General features: G+C 68.2%; 22 protein-coding genes. 9 read left to right on the top strand and 13 right to left on the bottom strand.

Annotated features, from left to right (window positions below):
- Window positions 1-54: 54 nt before the first annotated feature.
- A complete protein-coding gene (locus IEY68_RS28735) occupies window positions 55-741 on the bottom strand; it encodes a hypothetical protein (RefSeq protein WP_058853886.1) in 687 nt (228 codons plus the stop codon).
- 242 nt (window positions 742-983) lie between these two features.
- Here IEY68_RS28735 and IEY68_RS28730 point away from each other — a divergent pair, with 242 nt between their 5' ends.
- Complete coding sequence (locus IEY68_RS28730) at window positions 984-1,295, top strand: hypothetical protein (RefSeq protein ID WP_058853887.1); 312 nt, start codon at window positions 984-986, stop codon at window positions 1,293-1,295.
- 66 nt (window positions 1,296-1,361) lie between these two features.
- Here IEY68_RS28730 and IEY68_RS28725 read toward each other — a convergent pair whose 3' ends face one another.
- The 3 genes from IEY68_RS28725 to IEY68_RS28715 all read right to left on the bottom strand — a co-directional run bounded on the left by IEY68_RS28725 (window position 1,362) and on the right by IEY68_RS28715 (window position 5,817).
- Window positions 1,362-1,808 (bottom strand): NUDIX hydrolase, encoded by a 447-nt coding sequence (locus IEY68_RS28725; RefSeq protein ID WP_058853888.1) that lies wholly within the window; start codon window positions 1,806-1,808, stop codon window positions 1,362-1,364.
- 416 nt (window positions 1,809-2,224) lie between these two features.
- On the bottom strand, window positions 2,225-2,956 hold the full coding sequence (locus IEY68_RS28720; RefSeq protein WP_229719097.1) for an SWIM zinc finger family protein: 732 nt from the start codon (window positions 2,954-2,956) through the stop codon (window positions 2,225-2,227).
- A gap of 47 nt (window positions 2,957-3,003) precedes the next feature.
- Window positions 3,004-5,817, bottom strand: a complete 2,814-nt coding sequence (locus tag IEY68_RS28715; RefSeq protein WP_058853890.1) for a DEAD/DEAH box helicase — start codon at window positions 5,815-5,817, stop codon at window positions 3,004-3,006.
- Between the two features lie 321 nt (window positions 5,818-6,138).
- Here IEY68_RS28715 and IEY68_RS28710 point away from each other — a divergent pair, with 321 nt between their 5' ends.
- Window positions 6,139-6,501: a hypothetical protein gene (locus tag IEY68_RS28710; RefSeq protein ID WP_058853891.1), complete on the top strand. Its 363-nt coding sequence runs from the start codon at window positions 6,139-6,141 to the stop codon at window positions 6,499-6,501.
- A 62-nt stretch (window positions 6,502-6,563) separates the two neighbouring features.
- Window positions 6,564-7,262 carry an HNH endonuclease family protein gene (locus IEY68_RS28705; protein WP_058853892.1) on the top strand — a complete coding sequence of 233 codons (699 nt, stop codon included), beginning with the start codon at window positions 6,564-6,566 and terminating at the stop codon, window positions 7,260-7,262.
- Here the strand turns inward: IEY68_RS28705 and IEY68_RS28700 are convergent, their stop codons facing one another.
- The 4 genes from IEY68_RS28700 to pdhA all read right to left on the bottom strand — a co-directional run bounded on the left by IEY68_RS28700 (window position 7,263) and on the right by pdhA (window position 11,774).
- Entirely contained in the window at window positions 7,263-8,087 is an 825-nt protein-coding gene (locus tag IEY68_RS28700) for a sulfurtransferase (RefSeq protein WP_063000230.1), read from the bottom strand. It abuts the gene before it with no gap.
- Window positions 8,088-8,189: 102 nt separating this feature from the next.
- On the bottom strand, window positions 8,190-9,629 hold the full coding sequence (locus IEY68_RS28695) for a dihydrolipoamide acetyltransferase family protein (RefSeq protein WP_058853901.1): 1,440 nt from the start codon (window positions 9,627-9,629) through the stop codon (window positions 8,190-8,192).
- Window positions 9,630-9,672: 43 nt separating this feature from the next.
- Entirely contained in the window at window positions 9,673-10,647 is a 975-nt protein-coding gene (locus tag IEY68_RS28690) for an alpha-ketoacid dehydrogenase subunit beta (RefSeq protein ID WP_058853893.1), read from the bottom strand.
- Window positions 10,644-11,774, bottom strand: a complete 1,131-nt coding sequence (gene pdhA, locus IEY68_RS28685) for a pyruvate dehydrogenase (acetyl-transferring) E1 component subunit alpha (protein WP_058853894.1) — start codon at window positions 11,772-11,774, stop codon at window positions 10,644-10,646. The genes IEY68_RS28690 and pdhA overlap by 4 nt, the downstream gene beginning before the upstream one ends.
- Before the next feature lie 144 nt (window positions 11,775-11,918).
- Here pdhA and IEY68_RS28680 point away from each other — a divergent pair, with 144 nt between their 5' ends.
- From IEY68_RS28680 to IEY68_RS28670, 3 genes are all read left to right on the top strand, one after another.
- Complete coding sequence (locus IEY68_RS28680; RefSeq protein WP_058853902.1) at window positions 11,919-12,452, top strand: Lrp/AsnC family transcriptional regulator; 534 nt, start codon at window positions 11,919-11,921, stop codon at window positions 12,450-12,452.
- Window positions 12,453-12,498: 46 nt separating this feature from the next.
- Window positions 12,499-13,344, top strand: a complete 846-nt coding sequence (locus tag IEY68_RS28675; protein ID WP_058853895.1) for an SDR family oxidoreductase — start codon at window positions 12,499-12,501, stop codon at window positions 13,342-13,344.
- Between the two features lie 165 nt (window positions 13,345-13,509).
- Window positions 13,510-14,226 (top strand): TetR/AcrR family transcriptional regulator, encoded by a 717-nt coding sequence (locus tag IEY68_RS28670; protein ID WP_229719095.1) that lies wholly within the window; start codon window positions 13,510-13,512, stop codon window positions 14,224-14,226.
- Between the two features lie 91 nt (window positions 14,227-14,317).
- Here IEY68_RS28670 and IEY68_RS28665 read toward each other — a convergent pair whose 3' ends face one another.
- The 3 genes from IEY68_RS28665 to IEY68_RS28655 form a co-directional block, all read right to left on the bottom strand.
- On the bottom strand, window positions 14,318-14,884 hold the full coding sequence (locus tag IEY68_RS28665; RefSeq protein WP_058853896.1) for a hypothetical protein: 567 nt from the start codon (window positions 14,882-14,884) through the stop codon (window positions 14,318-14,320).
- 562 nt (window positions 14,885-15,446) lie between these two features.
- Window positions 15,447-15,881, bottom strand: coding sequence for an acyl-CoA thioesterase (locus IEY68_RS28660; protein WP_229719094.1), 435 nt, complete (start codon window positions 15,879-15,881; stop codon window positions 15,447-15,449).
- A gap of 19 nt (window positions 15,882-15,900) precedes the next feature.
- Window positions 15,901-16,848, bottom strand: a complete 948-nt coding sequence (locus IEY68_RS28655) for an AraC family transcriptional regulator (RefSeq protein ID WP_058853897.1) — start codon at window positions 16,846-16,848, stop codon at window positions 15,901-15,903.
- A 283-nt stretch (window positions 16,849-17,131) separates the two neighbouring features.
- Between IEY68_RS28655 and istB the strand changes: the two genes are divergently transcribed.
- The 3 genes from istB to IEY68_RS28640 all read left to right on the top strand — a co-directional run bounded on the left by istB (window position 17,132) and on the right by IEY68_RS28640 (window position 21,754).
- Complete coding sequence (gene istB / locus IEY68_RS36980; RefSeq protein ID WP_308434997.1) at window positions 17,132-18,103, top strand: IS21-like element helper ATPase IstB; 972 nt, start codon at window positions 17,132-17,134, stop codon at window positions 18,101-18,103.
- A gap of 757 nt (window positions 18,104-18,860) precedes the next feature.
- Entirely contained in the window at window positions 18,861-19,604 is a 744-nt protein-coding gene (locus IEY68_RS28645) for an IPT/TIG domain-containing protein (RefSeq protein WP_058853898.1), read from the top strand.
- 161 nt (window positions 19,605-19,765) lie between these two features.
- Window positions 19,766-21,754, top strand: coding sequence for a beta strand repeat-containing protein (locus IEY68_RS28640; protein ID WP_189094540.1), 1,989 nt, complete (start codon window positions 19,766-19,768; stop codon window positions 21,752-21,754).
- A gap of 145 nt (window positions 21,755-21,899) precedes the next feature.
- Here IEY68_RS28640 and IEY68_RS28635 read toward each other — a convergent pair whose 3' ends face one another.
- Window positions 21,900-23,078, bottom strand: coding sequence for a DUF5925 domain-containing protein (locus IEY68_RS28635; protein WP_229719093.1), 1,179 nt, complete (start codon window positions 23,076-23,078; stop codon window positions 21,900-21,902).
- Between the two features lie 40 nt (window positions 23,079-23,118).
- Window positions 23,119-23,568: a nitroreductase family deazaflavin-dependent oxidoreductase gene (locus IEY68_RS28630; RefSeq protein WP_058854540.1), complete on the bottom strand. Its 450-nt coding sequence runs from the start codon at window positions 23,566-23,568 to the stop codon at window positions 23,119-23,121.
- Window positions 23,569-23,726: the final 158 nt, after the last annotated feature.

Here is a 23,726-nt window from a genome sequence, read left to right as displayed (position 1 = left end):
GTGCGGCCGAGGCCGCCCGGCGGCTCACGCCACGTGATCGGGGATCTCGCAGCGCTAGGTGATGTGAAAGGTGTAGGTCGCGTACCGGTGCCGCGCGCTCCCGGCGTCCTCCCAGGTGTAACCGTGACTACCGATATGTTCCAGGCGGATACGGGAATCGGCCTGGATCTCGAACCCACAGCGACGAGCGCGTTCGCAGAACGCGTAGTCCTCCCCCAGGTACCAGTGCTCGCCCTCGCCCTCGGGTAGCAGCAGCGGCAAGAAATACGGAACAGTTTCGTGCCCGAATCGCCGGTTGCAGACCGGCAACTGCTCGTGCTCGGCCATCTTCTCGTAGACCTCGCGCCGGGTCAGCAGAAAGCCGCAAGCCGCATACCTGATCTCCAGCAGTCCGCCGCCCTCGCCGAAATGGATTCGCTCGGTTCCGGGCAACAGACTGCACGCCAGTTCCCGCACACCCTTCTTCGGGTAGATCCCCGTTACCAGCGGCAGTTCGTGGGCCCGCAGCATTTCCACGGCGTCGGGGTCGAATCGTATATCCGAATCGATCCACATCAGCTCGTCGTATCCCTGAGCCAGCGCGTCGGTGGCGATCTGGCTGCGACCCTGATCGATCGCGGCGAATCCGTGCACCCGCCAGACCGGATACCCGCGTCGCTCCAGTTCCAGCAGACCCTCCGCGCACCCCGGCTCGATCTGCCCGCCCACCGGCACCAGCACCACACAGCCGGAAGGATCCATCAACACCCTCCTCAGGGTTCGAACACCGAGCATTACAGCGCATCCCGCTGAATACGCTATGGACTCCAGGGAAACTCCGGGCGTCCCAACCGCCGGCGACGCTCGAATACACGACGGTCGGTGCCCGCCCGGCGGCGGTCTCGGGAGCATGCGAGCGCGCGGGGCAGACTCTGAGGAATCACCGCTGGACCTACGCCAGCCACATCCTTCGGGGCGAGTATCGACACCGGATCTATCATCCGGTGGATCTGCACGCCGACCTCAACCCGAGGACCCTCGATCCGATGCTCGTCCGCCAGGAACAGCCCGGGGCGAGCTACACCCTGCACCACAGCGCAATCCATGCAGTCGTCGCCGAACCCGGCACTGTGTCGGTCGTCGTGCGCGGCCCGGCGCAGGCGGAACGGTTCCTGGTGATGGACAACAAGACCGGGGAGGCGTGGTGGCAGTACGGCTCCGCAGAGGAGACCCCCGAGGATGCCTACCGGAAGCGCATGACCGGGGAGCGGTTCGAGGAGCTGGTCACCTCGCTCACCGACTGGAACGTCATCTGATCTGAGCGAGGTACCCACCGCGGGGTGCTGTCGAGAGAGGCGATGGGCACCCCCGCGGTGAGGCCGCTACCAGCCGTATATCGAGAACCGGCGGTCGGCTGCGATGTGGTGCAACGCCTCTCGACAATAGGGGATCATCCGGTCCGACAGCGCTTCGAAGTCGAACCAGGCCAGGTCATCGCATTTGTCCGGCTCCATGTTCGACGGCTCGCCCTCCCACAGCTCGACCCGGAAGAAGAACGCCACCCGCCCGCCGGAGGCGGAGTTGTGCATGATGTGGGCGAAGCCGACGGCCGCCGGGTCGATCGTTACCCCGATCTCCTCTTTCGCCTCGCGCACCAGCGCGGCCACAACAGACTCGCCGGCTTCCAGGTGTCCGGACGGTAGATGGTAGGCGCCGTCCTCGTAGCCGGTGTTCGCCCGCCGGCCAAACAGCACGCGCCCCTGGCTATCGGTGAGCAGCAGGTGGACATCCCCGATCACCTTGTGTCGTTGCGCGCTGGCAACCGTCATTACCAACCCCGATCTGTCTCGTACGGCCGCCCGACCCGAGCGGCGTGATCAACACCGTATTCCGACCCCGTCACACGCATATGCGTCCGACGCATATCGCCCGGACGAGCCACCATTCTGGAGAGACCATGCAATACTTGCCCCACCGGCTGGAAGAGAACCGGAGCTGCTACCCGGCGCCGGGGAAGCCGATCGAGCGCATCTCCGAGGAAGAACTTCACCGCGCGGCCAAGGCGATGCGCGAGGCATGGCCGGAACCGCGCGACACCGCAGTTCGAGAGCCGGGCCCCGCCCCGATCTCTGCAAGAGGCAGTGGTCCAACCACTGGAAAGCGGATCTGAATACTTCCGAAATCACCTTCGACGGATGCCTGCCGCCCGCACATAGGCACCCCAATCGGCAAGGGAGAAGGCGAGTTACACCGGGTACTGCCCGGAACCGGTCAAGGTCGAGTAGACGACTACCAGGGCCCGCCCGGCATCAGCCGCCTCCGACTCGTCCGCGGACAGCATACGCAGGGCCCGCCGCAGCAGCGCGGGGTCCAGTTCGTCGGGTGCGGGCCGGATCCGCGGCGCCGGTAGTGCGGGCAGTTCCAGCTTCTCGCCGTACGGGTCGGCGAATTCGTCGCCGTCCGCAGTGGCGGTCTCGACCCCGCCGATCAGCGTGTCCAGGCTGAGCCCGCGCAGAGTCAGCAGATCGCGCGGATGGTCGTCGAGGCGTTCGGCCAGCAGGCAGGCCACCGCGACCGCGTGTTTGCACGGCCAGCCGGGATCCGGGCAGGTACAGCCGAAGTCGATATCGGCGGCGGTCTCCGGGAGCAGATGGGGTGCGAGTTCGCGGGGCAGATCGCCGGAGACCACGCGGGCGAGCATGCCCGGCGATGCCCGGATCACCTCGATGAGCAGATCCACTTCCTCATCGCGCAACCGGCGGATATCGCAGGTCGTACCGAACGGGCGGGGCTGGCTGCCCTGCACCTCGGCGGCCACCACCCCGGGCTCGATCCGATAGCTCACCACCTGACCCGCCCGGGCATAGGTGCGTCCGCGGGACAGCCGGCCGGGTTCGGCCAGCCGCTCCACCACCTCCAGGAAGCTCTTGCTCCAGAAGGTCCGCGCGAACGCGCCGCGCCGGCTGCGCGCACTCACGCCCCCGGAAACCGCTCGGCGCTTGCCGAATTCACTGAAGTCGGGCACTATTCACCCACCGCCTCGGCACCGAGGGTGAACAACTGGGCCAGATCGTCGTTCCCGAGTTCGGTGATCCAGTTCTCGCCGACCCCGACCGCCAGATCGGCGAGCTCGCTCTTCCCGGTGATCATCTCGTCGATACGCTCCTCGATCGTGTCGACGCAGACCAGTTTGCGCACCTGCACGGCACGCTGCTGCCCGATCCGGAACGCGCGGTCGGTGGCCTGGTTCTCCACCGCCGGATTCCACCAGCGGTCCAGATGCACCACATGATTGGCGGCGGTCAGATTCAGTCCGGTCCCGCCGGCTTTGAGCGAGAGCAGCATGATCGGCGGCCCCCCGGCCTCCTGGAACGCCGCGACCATCCCGTCACGTCGTTTCTTGGTGACCCCGCCGTGCAGGAACGGGATCTCGTTGCCGAACCGTTCGGCGAGGTAGGGCGCTATGAGCTCACCGAATTCACGGAACTGGGTGAACAGCAGCGCCTTCTCCCCCTCGGCCAGGACGGCGTCGAGCACATCCTCGACCAGCGCGAGCTTGCCGGATCGGTGCGCACCACGACGGAGCACCGCCGAGGAATCACCGAGGAAATGGGCCGGATGATTGCACACCTGCTTCAGCCGGGTGAGCGCGCCGAGGACCGCGCCCTTACGGGCCATTCCCTTGGCATCGCGCAGCTTTTCGAGCATATCCTCGACCACTGCCTGATACAGCGCCGCCTGCTCGACGGTGAGGTTCGCCCGGACCGTCATCTCGAGTTTGTCCGGCAGATCGCTGATGACGGCGGGGTCGGTCTTCACCCGGCGCAACAGGAACGGCGAGGTCACCGTGCGTAGGCGAGTGACCGCGTTCTCGTCGTTCTCGCGTTCGATCGGCACCGCGAACCGGGCGCGGAAGGTCTGCGGGCTGCCCAGCAGCTTCGGCACCGCGAAATCGAAGATCGAGCGGAGTTCCTCCAGCCGGTTCTCCACCGGGGTACCGGTGAGTGCCAGCCGATGCCGGGCGGGCAGTGCGCGCGCGGCCCGGGCCTGCCGGGTCGCCGCGTTCTTGATGTGCTGAGCCTCGTCGAGCACCACCCGCTCCCACCGCTGCCGGGACAGGTCGGCGATATCGCGGGCCAGCAGCGCGTAGGTCGTGACCACCAGATCCGCCCCGGCCACCGCCGCGTCCATATCGCGGCCCTGCGCGCGGCCGGTGCCGTGGTGCACGAGCACCCGCAGATCGGGAGCGAACCGTTCGGCCTCCCGCTGCCAGTTGCCGACCACCGACATCGGGCAGACCAGAATCGTCGGGCCGGGCGCGGTGTCCCGCTCTCGTTCGTGCAGCAGCAGAGCCAGGACCTGCACCGTTTTCCCCAAACCCATATCGTCGGCCAGTACCGCCCCGCAGCCGAGCCGGTTCATGGTCGCGAGCCAGGACAGGCCACGTTCCTGATAGGGACGCAACTGGGCCTTCAGCCGGCCGGGTACGGTCACCGGATCCACCGGGCGTTCGGGGTCGAACAGCGCGGCGGGCCACCCGCTCGCCGTGACCTCGGTGAGCGGTACGCCCCCGACCCGGTTCGCGCTGATCTCGCCGATCAGATCGGACAGGGTGATCTCGTTGTCACCGTGATGCAGCGCCACGAATTTCGCGGCGGCCGCGAGCACGGTGTGATCGGCCTGCACCCATTCCCCACGCAGGCGCACCAGGTCCGATTGGGCGGTGATCAACCGCTGCATATCGTCGAGCGAGAGCACGGTATCGCCGAGCGCCAGTTCCCAGCGGTAGCTGACCAGACCGTCCAATCCGACCGTGCTCTCGGCGGCGGGTACCGCCGCGCCGTCGACGCGCAAGCGCAGACTCGGCTCGGTGATGTTCCAGGCCCGGGGCAGCAGCAGCGGGATACCCGCGGCCGACAGTGCCTGTGCCCCGTGGGCGACCAGATCCGCCACGACCTCGGTCGGCAAGAGCAGGTCGAGACTGTGCGGATCGCCCGGAACATCGCGCAGGCGCGGGTAGGCACGCTGCGCGCGCCCCAGCCATTCCAGACCCGTCCGCACCTCGTCGGCACTGCCGGGAACCGCGATCGGCCGCGGTGCCGTTCCGTCGGCGCGCAGGCAGACCTCCAGCCGCCACAGCGCGGAGGCATCCGCGGCGTCGGCGAACTCCCCTTCGGGTTCGCGCAGCCGCAGCACCAGACCCGCCTCTTCGGTCGCGCGGGTGTCGCGCCACTGCCGCAGCACCTCGGCGGCCTGATGGCTTCCCGTCTCCACCGGTACGTCCGTACGCAAACCGTGCACCAGTGGATGTGGATGCGGATCGGCGGCGATCAGTTCCCGGACCATCGGATCGGTGAGTTCGGTGACCATATCGTCGAGCACCTCGGCCGCCGGACCGGCGACCCGCAGAGCCGGGGGCAGCAGCGCGCCGAGTTCGGCGAGCCAGGCCCGCTGGCCCGCCCCACCGGACAGCGCCCAGCGGGCCCACCACTCGCCGTCCTCGCGCCGCAGTTCCGGAACCACCGCCCCGGCCCGCACCCAGCGTTCGATCCCCTGCGCGATATGACCGAGGAACCGCAGATCACCGGCCACGGCACCGACCGGCAACCGCTGCCGCAACGCGGCGGCGGCGGGCCCGGGTGCGAGCGCGTGCGCCCGCACCGTTTCCCGCCGTGCACCCTTCTCGTCCACCACGAGCACCTCGGCCCGGTGCCGGAACCGCGATTCGCTCAGCACCGAGCCGAGCAGACCGGGTACCGGCGGCTCGGCCACACCGCCGGTACCCGGGGCACGCCACAGCAGCAGCCCGGAACCGGGCGACCACAGTCCGTGCAACATGGCCCCATCAAATCAGCCGGGTGCGACAGCCCGCGCACGGTCCCCCCACCCAGGATCTTCCGGCACACGCCGGTGGAGGCGATACCGGGACCGGCTCACCGGCCGTTGTATCTGGATTTATCCACCACAACGGCACATACTGAGAAATATCCGCTGGTCACCGCTGATATCAGTACCCGCCGCGCGCAGCGCCGCCGGACGGATCGTGCTGCCTCCGGTGGCCGTTTGCGGCGCTCGGCGCATCCCGGCCCGCGAACAGCGGTCTCATCACACAGCGGCGTCTCGGCACCCCGGTGCCATCGAAAAGCGGAGGGCAGCAGTATGACGATTCTGCTCCAGGTTCTCGAGCAGAGCTACACGCCGACCACCCCGTGGGAACGGCGCAAGTTCACCTTCGTCAATGCCGACAAGATCGTCGGTATGCGGCTGGACGGACAGTGCGGGGTCTGGCTGGACCTGTCCCGGCCGGGGGAATCGCAGCGGCTGGCCCATACCGCCCTGCCCGAGGAGGCGGTCACCTTCCTGCTCACCGCATTCTCCAAGATCGCCGAATGCACCGATATCGGCGGTTCCTGGGTGATCGGCCACGACGGGGTACATATCGAATCTCTGGTCGCCACGCGTTTCCCACCCCGCAACAGCAGGGTCGACAACGACGAGCTGCTGGCCCGCGCCTGGTTGTAGATCCGAATCACCGGTAGCTGTCGGAGGGGTCCGGTATACCGGTAGCCGTGCTGACACGGGGGATGATTCACGCGGTTACCGCTCTGTGTACCGCCTTTCTGCTACTGGCTTCGGGGACCGGGTGCGCGGCGGTCGCCGGGCAGCGGCCCGCACCGGGTAGTCCCGGGCGGGACCGGCTAGAACAACTACTCGGCGCGGTCCGGGTGGTCGAGCGACGTCCGCATCCGGGCGGGTACGAGCGCGGCTGCGGTGCCGGGCAGGGGTGTGTGTTCGGCCCCGCCTGGTCCGACGACCACGACGGTCCGGGCGGCCGGGACGGCTGCGATACCCGCAACAATGTGCTGGCCCGCCAGCTCACCGGGGTGGGTTACCGGCCCGGCACTCATCGGTGCGTCGTCCGGTCCGGCACACTGGCCGATCCCTACACCGGGGCCCTGATCGTGTTCAGCAGGGAGACCGCCCGGCGGATCCCGATCGACCATATCTATCCGCTGGCCGCCGCCTGGGATTTCGGCGCGTCCGAGTGGCCGATCGCGCAGCGGATCCGCTTCGCCAACGATATCGACTACAACCTGCAGGCCACCGATGACGCGGCCAATACCGATAAAAGCGACAGCACCCCCGCCGATTGGTTACCGCCCTCCCGGCCCGGCCACTGTTACTACGCGGGCCGCTACCTCACGGTCGCGCTGCGTTATCAGCTCCCGGTCACCGCGGCCGATCATATGGCACTGCGCCGGATCGCCGCGGCCTGCGGATGATCACCCGGCGTGCACGCCCGTGGCGACCGGCCGTTTCGGATCGTGTGCCCACTGCGACCACGACCCCGGGTACAGGGCGGCCTGCACACCCACCACGGCGAGCGCGGCGATGGCGTGCGCCGCCGTGACACCCGATCCGCAGTACACCGCGACCGGGGCCTCGCCGATCTCCCCGAAGCGTTCGCGCAGCAGGGCGGCGGGCAGAAAGTACCCGTCCTGGTCGAGATTATCGCTCGTCGGCACGCTGATGGCACCGGGGATATGCCCGGCGCGCGGGTCTACGTGCTCCTGCTCACCGCGGTACCGCTCGGCCGCACGAGCATCCAGCAGTACGCCCTCCCACCGCGCGACCGCGTCCGCATCGATCACCGGCAATCGGCCCGGTGCCAATTCGATATCGCCCACCGCCGGATCGGGTTCCACTCCGGTGGCCGATTCGCCGCCGGCGCGGATCCAGGCCGGTAGCCCGCCGTCCAGGATCCGGACGTCGGCGATGCCCGCCCAGCGCAGCAGCCACCACGCCCGCGCGGCCGACATACCGCCGATCGCGTCGTAGACGACCACCGGGTCACCTGTGCAGAGACCCCAGCTGCGAGCGCATCTCTGCAATTGGTCCGGATTCGGTAGCGGATGCCGGCCGTGGGCGGGTGAAGGCAGGGCCGCGAGCTCGGTATCCAGGTCGACGAACACCGCCCCGGGGATATGACCGTTCTGATAGTGCTGCGGCCCGTCGGGGTCGCCGAGTTGCCAGCGCACATCCAGTAGGCGCAGATTCTTCTCTGTTGATTCCCGGAGATCTTCAGCCGAGATCAATACCGCGTTCAACGCAGCTCCTCGTCCAAGTGTCTGGAACAGATTTCGCAACCGTACGCGGGGAGGGTCGGCCAAGTCCATGCGTACACGGATATAGGCCGGCGATTTTCGGTATCAGATACGGGCGAGCAATGTCAGCGGGTCCTCCAGCAGTCCGGCGACGGCCGCCAGGAAACGCGCCGCGGCTTCGCCGTCGATCATCCGGTGGTCGAAACTCAGGGTCAGGGTCGCCACCGAGCGGATCGCCAGTTCGTCCCGGAACACCCACGGTCGCCTCACCACCGCACCCAGGCACAGAATCGCGGCCTCACCCGGATTCACCAGCGGCGTACCGGATTCCACGCCGAAGATACCGACATTGGAGATGGTGAACGTGCCACCGCGCAGATCGGCCAGGCCCGACCGGCCGTCGCGCGCGGTCTGGGCCAGCCAGTTGATCTCGCGGCACAATTCGCGCAGGCTCAGGGTCTGCGCGTCCTTGATGTTCGGCACCAGCAGCCCGCGCCCGGTGGCCACCGCGATACCCAGGTTGACATAGTGCCGGGTGACGATCTCCGCGTTCGCCTCGTCCCAGAAAGTGTTGACGACAGGGAATTCCGCCACCGCGGCGAGCACCGACTTCGCTACCAGCGCGAGCGGCGTCGGGGTGATCCCCTCGAAAGCCTTGGTGGCGCGTAGATGTTCCAGCAGTTCGAGCGAGGCCGTGACATCGACCGTGATCGAGGTATCGGCCTGCGGGATCGTGCGCGCGCTGGCCACCATGGCATCGGCGGTCCGTTTCCGGATCCCCGCGATCGGCGTCCGCTCCTCGCGGGCCGACCCGGGGACGGGTTCGGTAGCCACCGTGTCCCCGGGACTGCTGTCGCGGATATCCGGCTCCGAAACCGGTACCGCACCACGGACATCGGCTACGGTGACCGCGCCGTCCGGCCCCGATCCGGCCACGAACCAGAGATCTATGCCCAACTCCCGGGCCAGCTTTCGCGCACCCGGTGTCGCCGCGACCCGCTGCGATTCGGCCGCGGCCGCGCGGGCCGTGTCACCGGCGCGCTCCGGCGCCTGTTCCACCGGCTGGTGTGCCGAACTGTTCGACGCGCCCCCGATGACTCCGCTCTCGTACGGCACCCCGTTGCCGGCAGAAGGTTGCGCGGGCGGCGCCGCGGCATCCTCGGGGCGCTGCCCGCCGCGCCGCCGCCGGCTGACCCGCTCCTCCGAGGGCCCGTACCCGACCAGTACCGACGGCCGCCTGCCGGAACCCGATTCCGTCGCGGTCGTGCGGATCCGGAGCAGCGGCGCACCGACCTCGATGGTCTCCCCCGGTTCGGCGAGCAGTTCCACCACGGTCCCGGCGAACGGGGACGGCAGTGCGACCACAGCTTTCGCGGTCTCCACTTCGGCGATGGTCTGATTCAGCGCGACCTCGTCGCCCACCGCCACCGACCAGTTCTGGAATTCGGCATCGGTGAGTCCTTCGCCGAGATCGGGGAGACGGAACTCCAGGATCTCGCCGGTATCTGCGGCACGACCTTCGTCGGCGCGGGCGTCTTCGTCCACGGTTTCGGGCACCTCCGGCTGGCGTCAGGGTGGGATCACACCTTCAGGCGGCAAGCGTTCGATCGACCGCCTCCAGGATCCGGTCCGGGTCGGGCAGATGATGCTTCTCGAGCTTAGCCGGAGGGTAGGGGATATCGAACCCGGCGACCCGCAGCACCGGCGCCTCGAGACGGTAGAAACACCGTTCGGTGATCCGGGCGGTGAGCTCGGCACCGATACCGCCGGTGCGCTGCGCTTCGTGCACCACGATCAGCCGGCCGGTCCGGTCCACCGATTCCGCGACGGTATCCACGTCCAGCGGGGCCAGACTCCGGAGATCCACGACTTCGAGCGAGATCCCTTCCTCGGCGCCCATCTTCGCGGCGGCCAGTGCGGTGGCGACGGTGCCCCCGTAGGCGACCACGGTGGCGTCGGTACCGCGCACGCACACCCGGGCCCGGTCCAGCGGCAGTTCCGGTGCGGCGCTCGGATCGAATTCCGCCTTGTCCCAGTACCGGCGTTTGGGTTCGAAGAAGATCACCGGATCGTCCAGCGCGATGGCCTGGCGGATCATGGTGAAGGCATCGGCCGGGTTGCTGGGCGACACCACCCGCAGGCCGGCCGTATGCGCGAAATACGCCTCGGGCGATTCGGAGTGGTGCTCCACCGATCCGATACCGCCGCCGAACGGTATGCGAATGGTCAGCGGTGCCCGGACCGCGCCCCGGGTCCGATTGTGGATCTTGGCGACCTGGGAGACGATCTGGTCGAACGCCGGATAGACGAAACCGTCGAACTGGATCTCGCACACCGGGCGGTAGCCGCGCAGCGCCATCCCGAACGCCGTGCCGATGATGCCCGATTCGGCCAGCGGCGTATCGATCACGCGCCGGTCGCCGAAATCCTTCTGCAGCGCGTCGGTGACCCGGAAGACGCCGCCGAGCCGGCCGATGTCCTCGCCCATCAGCACCACTTTCGGATCATCCTCGAGCGCGGTGCGCAGCCCGGCGTTGAGCGCCGCGGCGAAGGTGGTGATCATGAGCGGACTCCTTCCTCGCGCGGGGTGGGCGCGATGGTGACGAGCGCAGCGGCCGGATCGGCGGCCAGGTACGCGGAGTAGTCGGCGCGCTGTTCGTCCAGGCCCCGGTGCGGAGTCGCGTAGACGTGGTCGAACAGTTCCGACGGCTCGGGGTCGGCCATGGTGATGGTTTCGGTGCGCATCAGGTGCGCCACCTCGTCGGCGCGTTCGTCCACCCGCCGCCGGAACTCGGCGTCGAGCAGACCTTCGGCTTCCAGTAGCAGCCGCATCCGCAGGATCGGGTCCCGTCGCGCCCACTCCTCGGTTTCGGCGGCGGTGCGGTAGCGGCCGGGATCGTCGGCGGTCGTATGGGGTCCCATCCGGTAGGTGATGGCCTCGATGAACGAGGGCCCGCCACCGCCGCGGGCCCGCGCGACGGCCTGCCTGGTGACGGCTAGCACGGCCAGCACATCGTTGCCGTCCACCCGTATCGCGGGGATCCCGTATCCGAGCGCGCGCCGGGCGATCGGGGTGGCGCTCTGCAACTGGACCGGTTCGCTGATCGCCCAGTGATTGTTCTGGCAGAAGAACACCACGGGCGCGCTCCAGCTCGCGGCGAAGGTCAGTGCCTCGGCGACATCACCCTGGCTGGTGGCTCCGTCGCCGAAATAGGCGACGGTCGCGATTTCGGCGCCGTCGAGGTGGGCGGCGTAGGCATAACCCGTGGCGTGCAGTCCCTGGGCGCCGACCACGATCGCCGGGTTGGCCATATTGACCGCCGCCGGATCCCCCGCGGAATGCGTTACTCCCCGCCACATGGCCGTCAGGGCACTGGGCCGCACCCCTCGGCAGTAGGCGACGGCGCTCTCCCGGTAGCTGCCGAACACGTAATCGTCGGGACGCAGCGCGTGGGCCGAACCCACCTGGGCGGCTTCCTGCCCCTGGCACGGCGCCCACAGCCCGAGTTGTCCCTGCCGGGCCAGCGCTACCGCCTCGGTATCGATACGCCGGGTGATCACCAGGTCCTCGTAGAGCTGCCGTAGTTCGCCGGGACCGATATCGGCGACCAGGGCCTGATATTCGGGATGGTGCACCCGAGCGCCGTCGGGCTGGATCAACTGCACCGGATACTCGGTTGTGCCGGGCATCGGCCTCGCCTCCTCACGCGGGTCACGCGCTGATGTGGCCTGTAACACATAGCATCCACCCTTAAGCGATCTGCGCAAGTCCCGATCCGGAAACTGAGCAGAATGCACGGTTACGGACCGGTACCCGCTGTCATACTGCGTCATATGACCAGTCCTGAGACCACCGAAGCGGTAGTGGACGCCACCGATGCGCGACTACTACTGGAACTCATCGCCAACCCCCGGGCCACCGGTGTCGAACTGGCCGCCCGGCTCGGGCTGTCGCGCAATACTGTGCAGGCGCGGCTCACCCGCTGGGAGGCCACCGGGGTGCTGGGAAGTTTCGAGCGCAGGGTCGAACTCCGCGCCCTGGGCTACCGCCTGTCGGCCTTCGTGGCAGTGGTCGTGGACCAGCACCGGCTCGAGGCGGTGGTCGACGAACTGGCGGAGATCCCGGAGGTGACCGAGGTGTGCGGGATGACCGGCCCCACCGACCTCACCGTGCGGGTGGTGGCCCGCGACGCCGACGATCTCTACCGGATCACCGGGCAGATCCTGAAGATCCCCGGGGTGGTCCGCACGAATATGGCCCTGGTGATGCAGGAATCGGTGGGCCCACGTACCGCCCCGCTGCTGCGCCGGCTCGCCGAGCTGTCCCGGCCGACGACCCGGGCGCCCCACGGCGAACAGGACGATTAAGCGACATATCTGGGTAAATGTCGCATAGACCGGCTAAGGTGCCGGCATGGAGCTCTCAGGCACAGTATCGGACACCTTCTCGGGCCGGACCGCCGTCGTCACCGGTGGCGGATCCGGTATCGGCGCGGCGCTGGCGCGGCGACTGGCCGACCACGGCGCGAAGGTCGTCGTGGCCGATCTGGATCCGGCCGGCGCGGAACGCGTGGCCGAGGAGATAGGTGCGGCCGCGGTATCCGCCGCCGGCGACGCCGCCGACCCCGCGGTGATCCAGCGGCTGATCGATACCGCGGAATCCGCCTTCGGTCCCGTCGACCTGTACTTCGCCAATGCCGGTATCGGCGGTGGCGCCGGACTCGACAGCACCGACGCACAGTGGGCGGCGGCACTGGAGGTCAACACCATGGCGCATATCCGCGCCGCCCGGCTGCTCGTCCCGGGCTGGCTGACCCGCGGCGGCGGTCATTTCGTGAGCACCGCATCGGCGGCCGGACTGCTCACACAACTCGGGTCGGCGCCGTACTCGGTCTCCAAACACGCTGCGGTCGGCTTCGCGGAATGGTTGTCGATCACCTACGGCGACAAAGGAATACAGGTCAGCTGTGTATGCCCCATGGGCGTGGACACCGCGCTACTGCGCGAGGGCATGATCCCGCCGGACAATGTGGAAGCCGGCCGGCTGGCGATCAACGCCGTGAAGTCCGCGGGCGCTGTACTCACCCCGGAAGAGGTCGCCGATACCGTGCTCGCCGGAGTCGCGGCCGGGCAGTTCCTGATCCTCCCGCATCCGGAAGTGCTGACGATGTACCAGCACAAGGGTTCGGACTACGACCGCTGGATCCGCGGTATGCGCCGCTTCCAGAACACACTGGAGAACCCCGGCTCCCAGCAGTGACGGTGCGTAGCGTGCGGGGCCGGTGACGATGTCACGCAACGAGTTCGAACACTCGGGCCCCGGCGACGCCGCATACGGGCCGGACTCCGGGCCCGGTTCCGGCTGGGCCGGTGTGCGCGAGGGATACACACGGGTCCGACCGAAATGCCGGGTTACCATAACCCGGTGAATGGGTCCGGTGAGGTGGACGCGGCGGCGAGGATCCTCGACTCCGTGGTCGAGATCATCGAATCCGACGGCTACGACGCGGTGCAGTTACGCACCGTCGCGAAACGGGCCCGGGTATCGCTCACCACGATCTACGCCCTGCACAGCAGCCGCGACGAGCTGATTCTGGCAGCGGTCGAAGCATGGATGGCCGCCCATTCCTACGTCGAACTGACACAGCACCCGCAAGAGGAACTGGCCGACGGGTTGATGCGGCTCATCCGGTGCGTGTTCCAGCCCTGGGAGCAGAGTCCGCAGATGGCCCGTGCCTTCTTCCGTGCCCGCGCCACCCCCGGCGGGCACCGGCTGGATCGTCAGGGCTTCGAAGCGGTTCTCCCCGCCGCCGGCCACCTGCTGGCGGGCCTGGATCGCGACTACGTGACCGATATCGCGCTGGTCATGATCAACCTGTGCTATGCCATGGTCGGCCGGTTGGTCGACGGAACAGCCGACGTGCCCACGATCCTGTCCTCACTGGAACGGGTGATGCATCGGTTGACCAGTGACAACACCCGGCTGGCGACACAGCGACCGGCCGCGGGCGCGCAATCGGGCACACCGACACTGGATTTCTCACTGTTCTCGCTGTTCGGTCCCGGTATCGGTGAGCCGAGCGACCCGGGTGCGAACAAGGACGGCCGGGCCGCCCCCGGCACCGACCGGACCACCCCGTAGCGCACCGGCGGCAGAAGAACCCGCTACACGACGCCATGGCGAGACTGTTCCGCCCGGACCCCGGAACTCCCGCTCCGGCCGACGCGAGCGCCTACCGATGCCCGTGGTCGGCCCAGAGCATCTCCGCCGCCGAATGCGGCCCGGGCGAGACGCCGGCCGCATCCAGTGCCGCTCGCTTGAAAGCCTGGCCCGCCAGGCTGACCTGGTAGGTGTTGACCAGCGCGAATCCGTCACCGAACTCGACAGCGGGCCCCCGGCCCCACAGATAGGTCTGCTGCGCCGCGCGATCGCGGCGTGCCCGGAACGCCTCGCGGATCCGCGCATCGGCCAGATACATATCCGCCGCGGCGGCGAGTACATCGAGGCCGGTAGCCCATTCCGCATGGGTCAAGGCATCGCCGAGGTCGATCGCCGTCGCTCCCAGGATCTCCAGAGCGCGGGTATCCCCGGAACCCGGTACGAGCACGAGGGTCTCGCAACCGGCGGCCGTCCGGTCGAATATCCAACCACCCAGCGAGTCCACGGCTTCGGCCACAGTGGCCGCCACGACCGTGGCACGGTTGCACATCGGCCGCGGTCCGGGCCGGTCCGCCCAGCGACCGGCCGACCGTGTCGTTTCACTCCCGAAGTCTCCGGAAACAGCGAATCGCGTTGCCATACTGCTATTCCGTTCTATCGAACTACACCGTCGGCCGTCGCGGCCCGCGAACGCGCGAAGGCCGCGGGCACATCAACGGGCTCCGCCCGTTGCGGCGTACCGGAACCCCGGCGGCTGCCGCCCTGGGAAGCGCGGGCCGAGCTGTCCGCCTACCGCCGCCCGGCAGGTGCCCGACCGGCCTCGGCGAACCGCACCGGGCCGGATATCCCTCGCCCGCAACGCCATCGACGATCACCTGCACAGGTACTGCCCTTCCGTGCGACCGAGGGGTGTCCCGGCCACTCTGCCCCGCTGATCCCGCCCCTGTTCCGAGCCGCCCAGCGGCACGACAGTAACACGGTTATCGCCTGTTCATCGGTGAATTCACCAGTCCACGTGCGGAACATTCGGCAGCCCCTCGAGGCCCTGCGGAAACCGGCCCTCAGCCGCGCCGGTACGCCCTGCGCAGGACCGGTGGGAGAGCCCGCTGAAAGGTGGGCGCGGCAGCGTTCGACGACCCATCGGCCCCGCGCGGCCGGTACCCGGACGCTTCCCGAGTGCTCGGCGCAGACCGCCTTCGCCGCTACTGCTCGGTGGTGTCGGTGACCAGCGCCGTAGCGGCCTTACGGATCACCTCGGGGATCTCCACCGGCTTACGAGTTCCCGAATCCACATAGACGTGAACGAACGTGCCGGTCGCCGCCAGTTCCAGCTCGTCGCCCGCCTCCCGGTAGATCGCGAGGTCGTAGGTGATGCTCGACCGGCCCAGCCGGGCGATCCGCAGACCCACCCGTAACAGGTCGGGGAAGCTCAGCGAGGCATGGAAGCGGCAGGACGTCTCCGCCACGATCCCGATGGCGGGCAGTTCCCGGATATCGGTGCCGGTCGCGTCGATGAGCCAGGCGTTGACCGCCGTATCGAAGTAGGCGTAGTAGGTCACGTTGTTCACGTGGCCGTAGTGGTCGTTGTCGGCCCACCGGGTGGGCACCGGCCAGAGCACCGGATACTGCTGGGTCACCCGGCCGACGATACCGGGGTCAGCCGGCCGTGGGCACCGCGACGGCGCCCAGTCGGTGATCGCGGGGACTCACCCCGAACTGACGTTTGAACGCGGTACTCAGGGCGAACGCGCTGCCGTACCCGACCCGGCGGGCGATGGTCTCCACTGTGTCCTCGCTACCCTGCAACAGATCCGCGGCCAGATCCAACCGCCATTCGGTGAGGAACGCCATCGGTGGTTGGCCGACCAGTTCGGTGAAACGCCTGGCCAGCGCCGCGCGGGAGACTCCCACTTCGCGGGCCAGATCGGCGACGGTCCAACTGTGCGCGGGGTTGTGCTGTAACAGCCGCAACGCCTTGCCGACCAGCGGATCGCCGTAGGCGTGGTACCAGGGTGGAGCCTCGTTCCCGGCGAACCAGGTGCGCAGCGTCGCGATGAGCAGCAGATCCAGCAGCCGATCCAGCACCGCGCTCTGCGCCGGCTGGTCCTTGACGGTTTCTTCCACCAGCAGGCTCAGCACCCGCTCGTCGGAACGTCCGCGCGGCACCAGCAACGTCTGCGGCAGCGCGCGCAACAGGCGCCGGCTCACCGCGCCCGCCTGCTCGTAGGACCCCGTGACAAGCACGGTTTCCCCCTGAGGGTCGTTACCCCACTGCCGCACACCGAGGCTCATCGTCTCGCAGAGCACTTCACCGTCGACCGTGGTGGTGACCTGGCCCGGATTGATCAGGATCTGCGGCTCGGTGGCGGGGTCGTCGGCGACGGTGTACGGACTCGGCCCCCGGAAAACCGCCACGTCCCCGGCACCGATCCGGTGGCGGCCGCCGTCCTCGGTGAGGATCCACGCGTGCCCCCGGATCACCGCCGCCACGGTGAGCGGGGATTCGTCCTGGATGCGCAGCGACCACGGCGGGCTGAGCAACGACCGCAGCAGGAAGGCACCACGCGCCCTCGGGCCCTCCAGCAGCCCGGCCAACGCATCCATTGGGCAAACGATAGCCGCGGTGCCGGGCCCGTGACAGGTCCGGGTCGCCCGGTGCGGGAAGTGCGATACCCCGGCGCGGCCGCTCGGCCGCGGCCGCCGTGGGGTGGGGAGAGGCCGTCGGAATCTCCGGTCGTCTCCGCCGACGCTCATCAATTATGACGGCGGTTGCGCACCGGAATCGACGGCCGTGCGGTCGATTTCGATTCGGCGGCCACGGAGGGTGTAACAGTACGGGCCTATCATGTAGATATGGAATAAGTGGGGGGCGAGGGGAGGGGTGCTGATGTCGGACATGTCGAAAGTCGAGCTCTACGCCGCGATCCGGCAGGACCTCCGGGCCGGCCTGTCCAAACGCGCCATCGAGCGCAAGTACGGCGTCGGGTGGCGCACGGTGGCCAGGGCGACCGAGTCGGTGCTGCCCGAGCCGCGTAAAGAGTATCCGCCGCGGCCACAGAAATTGGACCCCTATAAGCCGTTCATCGACGATGTACTGCGCGCCGACCTGGACGGACCTCCCACGCAACGTCATACGGCCACCCGGATCTATCAGCGTCTGCTGACCGAGCAGGGCATGGCGGACGTGTCGTATCAGCGGGTCAGCGCCTACATCCGCGAACGCAGACCCCAGCTGCGTACAGAACAGACGACCGCGCGCCGCCAAACCGAACGACTGGTCGGAGCAGCCGGGTTCCCGCTCCGGAAAACACTGCAGGACTTCGATTTCGGCGCCAATCCCAACGTCGATCCGGCGATGATCCATGCGCTCGCCGGATGCGACTGGATCCGCAACGGTCTGCCGCTGTGCCTGATCGGCGATTCCGGCACCGGGAAGTCCCATCTACTGATCGCGCTGGGTACCGAAGCGGCGAGAGCCGGCTACCGGGTCAGGTACACCTTGGCCGCCGGAATGGTGAACAAACTGGTAGAGGCCGCCGACGGGCGAAGACTCTCCCGGGCCATCGGCCGCTACCGGGGCGTCGATCTGCTCTGTATAGACGAGCTCGGTTACACCGAGCTGGGCCGGCGCGGTGCCGAACTACTGTTCCAGGTGCTGACCGAACGGGAAGAGAGGAAGTCGGTCGCGATCGTGTCCAACCGCGATATCGCCAACTGGTCGGAGATCTTCCCCGACCCTCGGCTGCGAGCCGCGATCATCGACCGGCTCACGTTCGGTGGCACGATCGTCCGGACCGGATCCCGAAGCTATCGCCGGGCCCATTCCCGGCCGAGCGCACCCACCGACACTCCTCGCTGATCCCGCTGGGTTCCGGCTCGCCGTGGCAGGCGCCGTGCTCATCTGCCGCCCGGCGACCACCCGCCATCTGTTCGTCGCGAAAACCTCTCGTGCGCAGCCGGAGGCCCCGGACCGGTAGCGTCGTAAACAAACGAACCGGTACTCCTTTTCACCTCCGTCGAACTTGGCGAGAAAACATCCCCGGAATTCATGAGAAAACGTAGCCGGAATTCGCGATAATTCCGTCGGAATTCGCGATAATTCCGTCGGAATCGGCGATAAATCGATCCACACCAGCCTCCGCGGCCGCTTTGACCTGGACAGATCTACCGAAATCCACTGTTGCACTCGTTGTTCGGGAGACGTATCTTTGCGAGTGGATTGTTTCCGACTCATTAATGCGAAGGGAAATATGGATCACTCATAATTGCGAGAGGCGGTCGGCCGAAACACGCGGCGCGCCTATACGGAGTGCAATTACGTCACCGGCAACGGTGCACCACGCCACCGGCCGCCGGCAATCCCATCGGCGAAACCATTCTCGTGGTGGCAGCCATCGAACTCGGGTGGTGTAAACCGTCCGAGCCGGCACTTCCCGGTGACGTTCGGGACGAGAGCCCGGCCAGGGCAGCGTCCTCGTCTGCGCCCGCCGACAGCCGAACAACCGGCAACGGGCGAATCAGACCACAACTTCTGCGCGACAACTCGACTGGCGGAATCGGCCGTCCGGTCTCGGTTTGTCGCGCCCACCGAACATATCTATCAGAAGGACAGCGTCATGCCCATCTCTCCGAACCAGGGGTCGACCGCAGGCGGTACCTCCGTCACCATCACCGGCACGAACCTCGGCGGTGCCACAGCCGTACGCTTCGGCACCAAATCGGCCACCATCACAGCCAATACGCCAACCTCGGTCACGGCTACCTCCCCCTCGGGGGCCGGCACGGTCGGGGTCACCGTCACCACGCCGGGCGGGACCAGCAACCCACTGTCGTTCTTCTACATCGGCCCGCCGTTCAAATCCGGCCTGTCCCCCGTCTCGGGGGTCACCGCCGGCGGCGATACGGTCACGCTCACCGGATCCGGTCTGGCCACAGCTACTTCTGTGTCCTTCGGCGCCAATTCCGCGACGCCGACCGTGGTGAACGACGGTGTGCTGACCGTGGTCGTACCTGCGGGCGCGGCAGAGGGTCCGGTCGGGGTAACCGTCACCACCGCGGGTGGGACCAGCAACGGTCTTTCGTACACCTACGTGGACGCGCCCACCCTCGGTACCCCGAGCCCTGCCTCCGGTCCGGCCTCCGGCGGCACCGCGGTGACTATCCCCGGCACCGATCTGACCACCACCGAGTCGGTCACGTTCGACGGTGTCCTGGCGCCGTTCAACGCCCTCTCCGACACGACTCTTGTGGCGGTCACGCCGCCGGGAACCGTCGGCGCCGTCGATATCGAGGTCACCACCGGCGGCGGCAGCGCCACCGCGGTCGGTGCGTTCACCTACGTCGCCGGACCCGGTATCTGACCGGATATCCGGGCCGCCGACGGCCCGGACCGTACCGCCGATCCCGGGCAGGGTAGTCGTTGCTGCTCTGCCCGGGACCGGCTTCCCCGAGCACATCATTCCGCCCCTGCTCCTGGCCGGACGGGGGCTCTTCGGCCCCGCTCTGAAAGGAGCAAAACTCCATGGCCCCCACCCTGACCTCCCTGGCGCCGACTTCGGGCCCCACTTCCGGACTCAACAACGTCACGCTCACCGGCACCGGATTCGTCGGTATCGTCACGGCCGTGCGTTTCGGCACCACGGCAACCACATTCACAACCGACTCCAGTACCCAGATCACCGCGATCGCCCCGCCCGGCACCGGAACGGTACAGGTCACCGTCAGCACCGGGGCCGGCACCAGCAACGGACTGCCCTACACCTATGCCGCGGTCCCGACACTGACCAGCATCAGCCCCACCCAGGGACCCACGACCGGCGGCACCTCGGTGACCCTCACCGGCACCAACCTCACCGGAGCCACCGCAGTCTCCTTCGGCGCCACCCCCGCCACCGCTTTCACCGTGAACTCCGCTACCCAGATCACCGCCACCGCCCCGGCCGGCACCGGAACCGTGCAGGTCACCGTCACCACCGGGGGTGGCACCAGCAACGGCGCGTCCTACACCTACGTCGCGGTCCCGACACTGACCAGCATCAGCCCCACTCAAGGGCCCACCGCCGGCGGCACCTCGGTGACCCTCACCGGCACCAACCTCACCGGAGCCACCGCAGTCTCCTTCGGCGCCACCCCCGCCACCGCTTTCACCGTGAACTCCGCTACCCAGATCACCGCCACCGCCCCGGCCGGAACCGGCACTGTGCAGGTCACGGTCACCACTCCCGGTGGCACCAGCAACGGCGCGTCCTACACCTACGTCGCGGTCCCGACGCTGACCTCCGTCAACCCGAATCAGGGGCCCGCGGCCGGACTCAACAGCGTCACGCTCACCGGCACCGGATTCGTCGGTGTTGTCACCGCAGTGCGTTTCGGCACCACGGCAACCACATTCACAACCGACTCCAGTACCCAGATCACCGCGATCGCCCCGCCCGGCACCGGAACGGTACAGGTCACCGTCACCACCACCGGAGGCACCAGCAACGGACTGCCCTACACCTATGCCGCGGTCCCGACACTGACCAGCATCAGCCCCACTCAAGGGTCCACCGCCGGCGGCACCTCGGTGACCCTCACCGGCACCAACCTCACCGGAGCCACCGCGGTCAACTTCGGTGCCACACCGGCAACGAGTTTCACCGTGAACTCCGCTACCCAGATCACCGCCACCGCCCCGGCCGGCACCGGAACCGTGCAGGTCACGGTCACCACTCCCGGTGGCACCAGCAACGGCGCGTCCTACACCTACGTCGCGGCACCGGCACTGACGTCCCTCAGCCCGAGTTCGGGACCGGCGGCGGGCGGCACCACGGTGACCCTCACCGGCACCAACCTCACCGGAGCCACCGCGGTCTCCTTCGGCGCCACCCCCGCCACCAGTTTCACCGTGAACTCCGGCACCCAGATCACCGCCACCGCCCCGGCCGGCACGGGAACCGTACTGGTCACCGTCACCACTGCGGGAGGCACCAGCAACGGTCTGATATACACCTACATCGCGGTCCCCGCGCTGATCTCCGTCAGTCCGACCGCGGGGCCGGTGGCGGGCGGCACTACGGTGACCCTCGTCGGGGCCGGGCTCAGCGGAGCCACCGCGGTCACCTTCGGCGCCACCCCGGCAACGAGTTTCACCGTGAACTCCGGCATCCAGATCACCGCTGTCGCGCCGGCCGGAACCGGCACGGTGCAGATCACGGTCACCACCGCGGGTGGCACCAGTAACGGTGTCGCCTACACCTATGTCGCCGTGCCCACAATCGGCACACCGTCCCCTGCCGCCGGACCGACCGCCGGTGGGACCTCGGTGTCCATCCCCGGCACGGCACTGACCACCACCGCGTCGGTTACTTTCGGCGGTGCGCCGGCGGCGTTCACCGTCGTATCCGACACATTGGTCACGGTGGTCACGCCCGCGGGAGCCGCCGGTGCGGTCGACGTGGTCGTCACCACCAGCGGCGGCAGCGCCACCGGGACCGGTGCCTTCACCTACGTCGCGCCGCCCGAGATCTGATCGGCCGGCCGAAGGCCCTGCCGGCCGAGGGTGAACCGCACCGCCCCCTGGAGAGAGTTCGCGTTTCGCGCTCTCTCCAGGGGATTGCGGCTCACCCCGGCCGGTTCCTCTCGTTCCTACCGTGCGATACAGCGATTTCGCGAAACTACAGGTACATACCGGAATCGGGAGCGGCCGCCGTGACCGCGATATCTCCCCGGCCGTCGCGGAGCGCGACCAGTTCCGCGAGAGTCGCTTCCGTGGCGGACCCGGCGGCAGGGTGATCGCCCAGCCAGGTACGCGCCTCGGCGGCCGACAGCTTCCCGATCTCCAACTGGGCCAGGCAGCGGCCGGGGCGGGTGACCGCGGGGTGCAGCCGCGACAGATCCTCGTTGGTGCTGATCGCCACCAACACATCGCGGCTCTGTCCGAGCATCCCGTCGGTGAGATTGAGCAAACGGGAAAGACCTTGTCCCGAGGATGTCTTCGCCTCCGCGTGGATGAGCTCGTCGCAATCCTCGAGGATCAGTAGCCGCCAACGGTCGGCTTGTTCGTCCTCGCCCTCGGCTCCCATCGCCGCACGCATCAGATACCCGGGCTTGGCGAACAGCATCTCGGGATCGAGTACACAATCGGCCTGGCACCAATCGGACCATGATCTGGCGAGCGCCCGCAGCGCGGTGGTCTTGCCCGTCCCCGGCGGACCGTGCAGCAAGAGCAGCCGACCGCGGATATCGGCCGGGCGCAATGCCATCAGGCGGTCCAGCGCACTCGTCACGGTTCTGCTGTAGTTCCCGCGGATCTCCGCCCACTCCGGTGTGGTGACGGTGAGAATCCGCCGGTTGGCCCCGCGGTCGCCCTGGTGCCAGAAGCCCATCTTCACCGAGGCCAGGTCGGGTGGCGCCGCCTCCTCGGCATCACGAGTCGCTTCCGCGACTATACGTTCGGCCAGTTCGTCACTGATCGCGGTCACTTCCACCGTGGCCGATTTATCCGTCCACCGATCGGCACGCAGTGCCCAGCCGTCCCCGAACACGAGGATCGACAGCGCCTCGGCCTCGACCACCTGTCGCGCGACCGCCGAACCCGGCGGGCGCAGCGGCGCGTCGGCCCGCACCCGCTCCAGTTGCCGCTTCCGGTAGAACGGTTGCACGCCACGGCCGAACAGGCTGAGCGTCAGCATGTCCAGCAGATCGCGCGGGGTGGAATAGGAATCGAGAACGGCCGACCACGGGAGAGCATCGGCAGGGTCGGCGGCAGTGCTGTCGAATTCGATCAGGCGCAGGGGTTCGTTGCGTTCGGGCATCGCCGACCATGATCTGCCCACCGCGATGGCGGCGTCCACCCCTTTTCCGCGAACCGTGGCCCGCGCGCGCCGGACGGACTCAGGAACGCAGGGACAACTCGACCAGCGGCACAGTATCGATACCGCGACCGGTGGCTTCCTCGATGATCCCGCTCAGCTTCCGGTACGCCTTCGGATGTCTGGTCCGATAGGCGTCCAGCACCACCTCCGCCGCCGCCGGGTCCAGCGTGCGGGCCGACGCGGGCACCTGGTAGCGCGCACCGATACTGACCCGGCACCGCGGTTCGGCCAGCAGATTCCGGTACCACTGCGAGGTCTCCCCGAATCCCGAAGCGATCACCACCGTATCGGCGTCCGGGCGGTCCACTGTTTCCAATGCCACGTACCGCGGCTGCCCGGAGGTGCGGCCGCGGTGCTCCAACAGCAGCAGGCGCCCGCCGAACAGGAAACCCAGCCGAACCCGGAAAGCCCAGATCGGCGCTCGTACGAACCATCGTGCCCGCAGCAGTTTCACACCGAGATCCGCCATCGGCCGACCGTAACAGGCGACACGGCCCCGGTGCGGGCTCGGTTGTCCGGACCGAGCCCGCACCGGGGCCGAGAGTGTCGCCGGGTTACAGCGCTTTGAGTTCCTCGGTGACCGCGCCGACCGATTTCTTCGCGTCCCCGAACAGCATCGCGGTGTGA

Origin of the sequence: Nocardia jinanensis, from assembly GCF_014645735.1 — a bacterium.
GTDB classification, from domain to species: domain Bacteria; phylum Actinomycetota; class Actinomycetes; order Mycobacteriales; family Mycobacteriaceae; genus Nocardia; species Nocardia jinanensis.
This window is presented reverse-complemented; position numbering and strand designations above follow the sequence as displayed.